The organism is Actinomadura sp. WAC 06369 (assembly GCF_003947565.1).
GTDB classification, from domain to species: domain Bacteria; phylum Actinomycetota; class Actinomycetes; order Streptosporangiales; family Streptosporangiaceae; genus Spirillospora; species Spirillospora rifamycini.
The window spans coordinates 42,141-50,120 of the sequence record NZ_QHJN01000046.1 but is presented as its reverse complement, the minus strand read 5'-3'; the positions used below and the strand labels follow the sequence as shown (position 1 = coordinate 50,120).

General features: G+C 74.7%; 7 protein-coding genes and 3 tRNA genes. 3 read left to right on the top strand and 7 right to left on the bottom strand.

Annotation, left to right across the window (positions count from 1 at the left end; all coding sequences use genetic code 11):
* Positions 1-413: 413 nt before the first annotated feature.
* The 5 genes from DMH08_RS15105 to DMH08_RS15085 form a co-directional block, all read right to left on the bottom strand.
* Positions 414-485, bottom strand: a tRNA-Val gene (locus DMH08_RS15105).
* Between the two features lie 18 nt (positions 486-503).
* Positions 504-574: transfer RNA gene (locus DMH08_RS15100), tRNA-Cys, on the bottom strand.
* 28 nt (positions 575-602) lie between these two features.
* Positions 603-675, bottom strand: a tRNA-Gly gene (locus tag DMH08_RS15095).
* 40 nt (positions 676-715) lie between these two features.
* Positions 716-1,687, bottom strand: a complete 972-nt coding sequence (locus DMH08_RS15090; RefSeq protein ID WP_026404525.1) for a CHAP domain-containing protein — start codon at positions 1,685-1,687, stop codon at positions 716-718.
* A gap of 104 nt (positions 1,688-1,791) precedes the next feature.
* A complete protein-coding gene (locus tag DMH08_RS15085; protein ID WP_125614874.1) occupies positions 1,792-2,592 on the bottom strand; it encodes a universal stress protein in 801 nt (266 codons plus the stop codon).
* Positions 2,593-2,697: 105 nt separating this feature from the next.
* On the opposite strand from DMH08_RS15085, the gene DMH08_RS15080 reads away from it, so the two are divergent.
* Positions 2,698-3,279 (top strand): YceI family protein, encoded by a 582-nt coding sequence (locus DMH08_RS15080; RefSeq protein WP_026404523.1) that lies wholly within the window; start codon positions 2,698-2,700, stop codon positions 3,277-3,279.
* Between the two features lie 42 nt (positions 3,280-3,321).
* A complete protein-coding gene (locus tag DMH08_RS15075) occupies positions 3,322-5,067 on the top strand; it encodes an SMI1/KNR4 family protein (RefSeq protein ID WP_125614871.1) in 1,746 nt (581 codons plus the stop codon).
* Here DMH08_RS15075 and DMH08_RS15070 read toward each other — a convergent pair.
* On the bottom strand, positions 5,036-5,728 hold the full coding sequence (locus DMH08_RS15070) for a Tat pathway signal sequence domain protein (RefSeq protein WP_125614868.1): 693 nt from the start codon (positions 5,726-5,728) through the stop codon (positions 5,036-5,038). The two genes, DMH08_RS15075 and DMH08_RS15070, sit on opposite strands and share 32 nt — an antisense overlap.
* A 460-nt stretch (positions 5,729-6,188) precedes the next feature.
* Positions 6,189-6,950: a maleylpyruvate isomerase family mycothiol-dependent enzyme gene (locus tag DMH08_RS15065; protein ID WP_199747802.1), complete on the bottom strand. Its 762-nt coding sequence runs from the start codon at positions 6,948-6,950 to the stop codon at positions 6,189-6,191.
* A 71-nt stretch (positions 6,951-7,021) separates the two neighbouring features.
* On the opposite strand from DMH08_RS15065, the gene DMH08_RS15060 reads away from it, so the two are divergent.
* Positions 7,022-7,936: a MerR family transcriptional regulator gene (locus DMH08_RS15060; RefSeq protein ID WP_026404520.1), complete on the top strand. Its 915-nt coding sequence runs from the start codon at positions 7,022-7,024 to the stop codon at positions 7,934-7,936.
* Positions 7,937-7,980 lie beyond the last annotated feature (44 nt).

The following is a 7,980-nucleotide window of genomic DNA, read 5'->3' as shown; positions in this document are numbered from 1 at the left end:
ACCATAAAGTTAGGCAAGCCTAATAGTCATGGCCGAAATCGGCACGTCCGGGGGCGAACCACCCGCCGACCGGGTGCACGCGGCGGGGGAACGATCATGGGGGATGCGGGCGGACGGCGACCGGCCGCTACCGCCTGGAGGGCCCATCGGCCGGGGCGACGTGAACAAGATGCGCCGCGCAACAAGCCTCACGCGCACAGAGGCCCGAACCAGCCGAGCGCACGATCAACGAATACCGAACGCACGGTTGCGACCGCCGAACCGGCCGAGTGCACGGTTGCGACCGCCGAACCCCCGAATGCCGGGGGCGTGGGGGCGGAGCCCCCACATCGGGGGTCTAGGGGTCGTCCCCCAGATGACACCTCGGGCCGTGGCGCGGATGCCTGCATCAAGCAGGCCGCACCGCCTCGAAGTGGGCGATACTGGGATTGAACCAGTGACCTCTACCGTGTCAAGGTAGCGCTCTCCCACTGAGCTAATCGCCCTTGCGCAAACGCGTCGCGAGGTGGAGACGGGATTTGAACCCGTGTACACGGCTTTGCAGGCCGTTGCCTCGCCTCTCGGCCACTCCACCAGAGCGAGGCCGCCTGGACCTCATTCAGAGCGGACGACGGGATTCGAACCCGCGACCCTCACCTTGGCAAGGTGATGCTCTACCAACTGAGCCACGTCCGCCTGTCTGCCTGGGGTTTGCCCCCTGGCGACATGGACAACTCTAGCGGAACTTCAGACCGGTTGCGTACTCGTCGGCGGACGAGTCGGTGGTCTCGGCGTGCAGGGAGTTCCAGAACGCGAGCTCGCTGTCCTCCTCGAGGTGGGCGATGCGGCCCCAGAACTCCCGGTCCTCGGCCTCGTGCGCCGCGGCCAGCGACAGCGCGGGCATGACCGTGGTGCCGGCCTCGGCGGCGTCCAGGTCGGCCGGGGTGACGTCGGCGGGCAGGGCGGCGGGGACGGCCGGGCGGTGGTGCTTGCCGCGCTTGCGGACGCGGATGGGCGGGGCGGCCGGGGTGCGGGCGGCGGCCGCGCGGCCGATGGCCAGGGCGGCGGTCCCGCACAGGACGAGGGCGAGGACGCCGCCGAGCGCGACCTCCTGGACGGGGAGCTGCTGCTCGGCGGGCGCGCCCCGGTCCTGCTCGTGGGAGCCGGTGGCGGCGCGCGGGTTCGCGAGCTGGTCGATCTTGGGGGCGGGCGCGGCGTGCTTGGGGGTGTACTTCTGCGCGACCTGCACCTTGCCGGGGTAGCCGAACCCGACGACCTGGTCCATGTCGCGGGTCTTGCGCATCAGCTTGTACCCGTCGGCGTTGCCCTCGATGGTGTGGAGGGTCTTGCCGTCGACCTTCTCGACGATGCCGACGTGGTCGATCTGGTCGAGGTCCTTCGAGCCGCTCCAGTCGTAGAAGACGATCGCGCCGGGCTCCGGCTCGTCGCCCCACGCGTCGTGCTCCTCGAACCACTTGGCGTGGTCGGGGGTGGCGGCGAACTGCCCGGCCTGCTCGGTGACGCCCGCCTTGTCGGCGGCCCAGGCGAGGAACATGTCGCACCATGGGGCCGTCGTGAAGTACGCGTCGTGGTCGTCGTCGACGTTCTCGGTCCACCAGTCGCCGAACTTGGTGTAGCCGTCGTCCTTCTCGGTGTAGCCCAGTTCCTTCCGGGCCACTTCGAGCAGCTTCTCGCCGATGGGGTCCAATCCGCGCTCCCCCCGATCAAGGTCACGTTCTGATCTCGACGGAATGTAGCGGAGGTAAAGAGCGGGCGGCAAGCCGATCCGGGGAAGCCGTCATTTCCGACTACTCAGAAGTAGCCCCTCGGGAGGACGGTCACCGGGCAGGGCGCCGCACGCAGGACCTTCAGCGCCACCTCGCCCAGGAAGACGCGGTGGGCGGCGGCGTCCTCGCTGGACGCGCAGACGAGGAGCTCGCCGTCGGCCCAGGCGACGTCGTCCATCGCGGCGGCGACGTCGGCGCCCTCGGCGAGCTCGGCGGTGACGTCCTCGGACGGGAGGTCCGCCGACTCGAGCGCGAGCCTGATCGCCAGCGCCTGGTCGTCGCGGAGCCGTTCGGGGTCCTCGCCGAGGCAGAGCGTGACGAGGCGGAGCGGGACGCCGAGCCGCTCGGCGGCGACGGCCGCGCGCACCACCGCCTCGTCGCACTGCGGGCGGCGCACGTACATGACGGTGATCCGGTCGAGGCCGTCCCGCGCGCCGTACCCGGACGGGGCGAGCATCACGGCCTCCGTCGCCGAGTGCAGCAGGTGGTCGGCGGCGGCGCCGACGCCGATGCGCCCGTGTGCGCCGCCCTCGGGGGAGCCCACGACGATGACGTCCGCGCCGATCCGCCCGGCGAGCGCGGTCAGCCCCCGCCCCACGCTGCGCCCCTCCTGGGCGTGCAGCTCCGCGGGTTCCTCCTCCAGGAGCGCGGCCGCCTGCTCCAGGACGGTCTGCGCCTCGCTCGCCGCGCCCGGCCGGTCGGGCGCGTGGACGTGGGCGACGCTCAGCCGGCCGCCGGTCACCGCGACGATCGCCTGCGCGAGGTCGATCGCCTCCCGGCCGCCGGCGTCATGGACGTATCCGGCGAGGACGTGGTCTCCGATCACATGCGGAGCATTCCCCTCGAACGGCAGGTCAGACCCCTCCGTGTTAGGCGATCTTGTGGTGTTGTGAGGTAGTTTTTCGGGGTTGTCACTATTTGGGGGGAATCCATGGGGGCCGAGGTGTCCGACCTCGAAGCCGGGCGCTGGACCGTCGACCCGGTGCATTCGGAGATCACGTTCACGGTGCGGCACCTGATGACGACGGTGCGCGGTTCGTTCACCGACTTCGGCGGGGAGGTGGAGATCGGCGAGGACCCGCTCGACTCCCGGGCGCACGCCGAGATCCGGATGGACTCGCTCGACACCCGCAGCGCGGAGCGGGACGCGCACGTCCGCTCGGCCGACTTCCTCGACGTGGACAACCACCCGGTCATGACCTTCACGGGCCACGGCGTCGAGCGGGCCGCGATCGGCCGCCGCGCCCGCAACCCGCGCTACCACGTCGACGGCGAGCTGACGATCAAGGACGTCACCCGCCCGGTCCGGCTGCTGACCGAGTTCCACGGCATCAGCCCCGACCCGTGGGGCGGCACCCGCGCGGGCTTCACCGCGACGACGTCCATCAGCCGCAGCGACTTCGGCATCGAGTTCAACGTGCCGCTGCAGGGCGACAAGGTCATGCTCGGCGACACCATCGCCATCGCCCTGGAGATCCAGGCCGTCCTCGCCACCGCCGACTCCCGCGCCTGAGCCGGCGGAACCGCCGGGGGCGGTGATCCGTCCGATCCGGTGATGATCGAGGAGCGACTGGCCCGCACCGCGGCGAAGCTGGCCGCGCTGCGCGGGCGGCTCGCACCGTTCGGCCCTCCCCTCGCCGAGGAGCGCGTGGCGGCCTTCGAGGAGCGCAACGCCGTCCGCCTCCCGGACGCCTACCGGCGGTTCGTCACCACGGTCGGCAACGGCGGTCCCGGCCCCTACCGGGGCCTCCTCGCCCTCGACCCCGACCTGTACGACCCCGGCTACGCCGGCACGTTCCCCTGCGGACCGGACGACCTGCCGGAAACGTGGCCGCGGGAGACGCCCGAATGGGCGTACCGGCACCCGTACCGGGGCACCCTCCGGCTCGCGCGCCAGCACGACATCGAATGGGAGTACCACGACACGGCCGAGCCGGAGTCGCGGCTCGTCCTCTCCGGCCCGGGCCGGGGCCGCGTCGTCATGGTGGACGCGGACGGCGACCGGTTCCCGCCGATCCACCACCCGGCCCCCGACTTCCTCGCCTGGTACGACGAGTGGCTGGACGACCCGTTCTCCCGGGTCCACCGGTACGGTTCGGACTTCGACCGCCGCGGCGTCCGGCTCGACGACCTCCGCGACGCCGACCCGGACGAGGCCGTCCGGACCGTGCACGTCGTGGCCGCCCGCATGGGCAACCGGCGGACCGAGCAGGCGCCGCCGCACGTCTGCGAGGCCTTGGCGGACGCCGCCCTGCACGCGCCGTCCGCGCGCGTCCGGGCGGCGTCCGCCTGGGCGCTGCGCCGGGCGCGGTGGGACGTCGGCCGCCACGCGCTGCCGCTGCTGCGCGGCGGCGACCCACGCGTCCGCCGCATCGCGGTCGGCCACGTCGCCGCCTCGCGCGAACTGGACCGCGCGGCCGCCGGGACGGCGATCCGCGGACTGCTCGCCGACCCCGACCCGGGCGTCCGGGCCGCGGCGGCGACGGCCGCGGGCGACGGCGCCGTCCTGCGCGCCCTGCTGGTCGACCCCGCCCCCCGCGCCCGCCTGGCGGCCCTGGAGCAGGTCCCCGCGCTCGTCCGCAGGGCGCCGGACGGACGGGACGCGCTCGTGCGGGCCGCCCGGCCGCTGCTGCGCGACCCCGATCCGGACGTGCGGGCCGCGGCCGTCGCGGCGCTCGGCGCCGTCCGCGCCGCCGTGCCGTGGGCCGGGCCCATGCTGCACGCCGCCCTGACCGACCCCGCCGCCGCCGTGCGCCGCGCCGCCGCGCACCGCCTGCTGCACTCCGCGGAGCGGGGCGCGGGCCCGCAGGCCGCGTCCGTCCTGCTCGCCGACCCGGACCCCGTCATTCGGCACGAAACGCTCGTCCGCCTCGCCCCGCGCGTGCACGTCCGCCACTGGGGCGCCGAGGCGCGGGCCCTGCTCGCCGACCCGGACCCGCAGGTGCGCGCCGCGGCGCTGGACGCGCTCCTGGAGGCGGGGACGCCGCCGCCCGACGACGCGTGGGCGCCGCTGCTCGCCGTCCCGTGCGGCCCCGTCCGGCACCGGGTCCTGCGGTCGACGGTGCGGCGCGGCGGGCCGCGCCCCGGCGGCGCGGTGCACGAGGAGCTGCACCGGATCCTGACCGCCCCCGACCGCGGCCTCCGCTCCACGCTGAGCTTCGCCCTGGAGCGGACGTGCACCGCCGAATGCCGTCCGGTGATCGCCGCGGCCCTGGCCGCCGAGGACGACCGCGTGATCCGCTACACCCTCGGGGCGTTCCTCGAGACGGTCAGCCCCGGCGGTACGCCCGCAGATCCTTGATCAGGAGATGCGCGTCGGACAGGCGCTCCGCGTCCTTCAGGGAGCGGTAGATGCCCCATTTGGGGGCGATGTCGCCCTTGTTGTTCCACAGGTCGAGGCCGCCCCGGGCGACGTCCGCCGCGACGCCGTCCGCGGACGACACCCGCCACCGGACGGCCCCGGCCTCGGCGAACCGGGCCTCCAGCTCGACGTCGATCCACCGGCTCCGCAGCGGCCGCAGGTCGGCCTCCCCGGCCACGACGCCCGCGTGGATCGCGTTCAGTTCCAGGAGGGCGCGGCCGCCGCGCCGGCGCAGCGACGTCACCAGCACCGGCGAGCCGCCCTTCCCGCCCGCGAAGAACTGGTGCACGTGCGTGAAGCTCGTCGTGGCCCGCAGCGCGCCCGTCAAATACCACGACCAGGTGAACCGCCACGTCTCGCCCCGGCCCGCGACCAGCGTCCGGCCGCCCGCCCGCATGCCCTTGACCTCCTGGCGCTGCCGGTCGGGGGAGCGGTCGACGTCGCCCGGGTAATGGATGTCGAACCGGTACATCGTCCCGAGCGCCCTGATGTGCCGGACGCCCGGGTGCGAGCCCGCCCGGTCGTCCTCGACGCTCGCGAACGCGTCGAGCCCGTCCCGCCCCGGCACCGCGTCCCACACCGGCCGCCACCCGTCCGCCATCGCCCCATTGTGGCGGACGGACGACCCGAGGCGCGCGCCTCCGCACGCCCCGGCCCGACCGCGCAGCGGGAAGTGCCCCCGACACCCTCGGCAGGGGGCGACCGTCCGACTGACGGGCTTCGCAAGGGCTGGGCTGCGCAGCGGTGGAGGCCGCCGGTCAAACGTGTCGCTGTGGTGGCGTCCCCCAGAGCTCCCCGCCCGGGGCGGCCGTTTGACCATCGGCCTCCACTCGGTTGGGCTGCCCCTGCCTGGGGGCCGCCGGTCAAACGTGTCGCTGTGGGAGCGCCCCCCAGAGCTCCCCGGCTGGGGCGGCCGTTTGACCATCAGCCTCCATTCGGTTGTGCTGCCCCTGCCTGGGGGCCGCCGGTCGGACGTGTCGCTGTGGGGGCGACCCCCGGCACCCCCGCAGGGGGCGGCCGTCTGACCGTCGGCCTCGACTGCGCTCCGTTCCGGTCGGCGGTCAGACGGCGGTGTGCTCCAGCCAGTGGTCGAGCAGCGCGCGGTCGCCGGTGATCTTCACTGCGGCATCGTCGGGGGAGAGGCGGCGCGCGAACACCAGCATCAGGTCGCGGACGGGGCCCGCGATGGTCATGTCGGCGTCGCGGGTCTCGTACTCGACGACGGCGGCGTCCGGGGTCCGGGTGATCAGCCAGCCGGGGACGGACGGCTCGTCCGCGCGCAGGCACAGCGTCTCGCCCGAGCCGCGCAGTTCGCCGAGCTCCGGCTTGAGGCGCGCGGCGGCGGGGGCGGTGAGCAGGCCGAAGGTCTCGGTCAGCTCGTCGGCCGCCAGGTCGGGCGCGATCGTGAACGGCGTGCCGGCGGTGATCGTCGCGTCGGCGTGGTGGACGGACGTGTCGTGCAGCATCCGGCGCAGCCACATCGCCGACGGGGCGTCGCCCATCACCGGGTGCGCGACGGCGCCCGGGTGCTCGGCCTGCGCGGCGATCGCCTCGGCGGCGCCCTCGCGCAGCCACGCGCCCCAGTCGGCCTGGTCGGCGGGCGTGTCGCGGGGCAGCTCGTCCGTCACGCGGGTGCCGCCGCGCCGGAACATGGCCGCGGCCCAGCGGTGCGCCTGGCCGACGTGCCCGACGAGGTCGCGCAGCGTCCACTCCGGGCAGGTCGGGACGACCGTGTCGGGGGCCCGGCGGGAGGCGGCGTCGGCGAGCCCGGCGGTGTGCTCCCGCAGCCCTTCGGCGATGCGCGTGATGTCCAGGACGTCCATGTCCTGCTCCTCTCTTCCGGTGAGTGCACGCGTACCGTAGGAACTCCAGCCCGGTGGAGGTTCAAGTAGTTGTGACGGACGGCACATCGCTCGCGATCGGCGACCTGTCGGCGCTCACCGGGGTGCCGGTGCGCACGATCCGGTTCTACTGCGACGAGGGCATCCTGGAGCCGGTCCGCAGCGCGGGCGGGCACCGGCGGTTCGACGCGGCCGCGGCCGACCGGCTGCGGCTCGTCCGGCGGCTGCGCGGGCTCGGGCTCGGGCTGCCCTCGATCACGGACGTGCTGGCCGGCGCGCGGTCGCTGGACGAGGCGGTCGCCGCGGAGCGGGCCGCGCTGGACGCGGAGCTGTCGGCGCTCGCGTGGCGGCGGGCGTCGCTGCGGGCGGTCGAGGACGCGGACCCCGCCGAGCGCGCGGCGCGCCTCGACCTGCTGGCGGCCGTGCAGGACGGGCCCCGGGCGCACGAGGCGCTCATGGACTTCTGGCGCCGCCGGATCGTGGTGTCGGTGCCGGAGGACGTGGTGCGGGTGCACCTGGAGATGACGGTGCCCGCGCCGCCGGCCGACCCCACGCCGGAGCAGGTCGTCGCGTACGCGGGGATGGTCGCGCTGACGGGGGACCGTGCCCTGTTCCGGCGGCTGCGCGAGCGGAGCCGCCGCAACGCTGAGGCGGTCGCGGACGAGCCGACGCTGCTGTACGGGATGCGCGAGGCCGTCGAGCTGGCGATGCCGCTCGTGCGCGCGGGCCGGGAACCGGAGGACGGGCCCGCCCTGGAGCGGTTCGTGGAGGCGCACGCGCTGGGCCGGCGCGAGCGCGACTCGGTGGAGTTCCGCCGTTCCCTCCTGCCGGCCGTCGAGCCGGAGCGGGACCCGCGGATGCGCCGGTACTGGGCGCTGAACGGCGAGGTGATCGGGGACGCGGCCGCGCCGGGCGCGGTCGTCCTGTGGCTGATCGACGCCCTTCGGCGCAGCGCGGACACGGCCTGACCGGCGGCGCGGAATAGGCCCCCGCCGGACCGGGTTAGGATGGT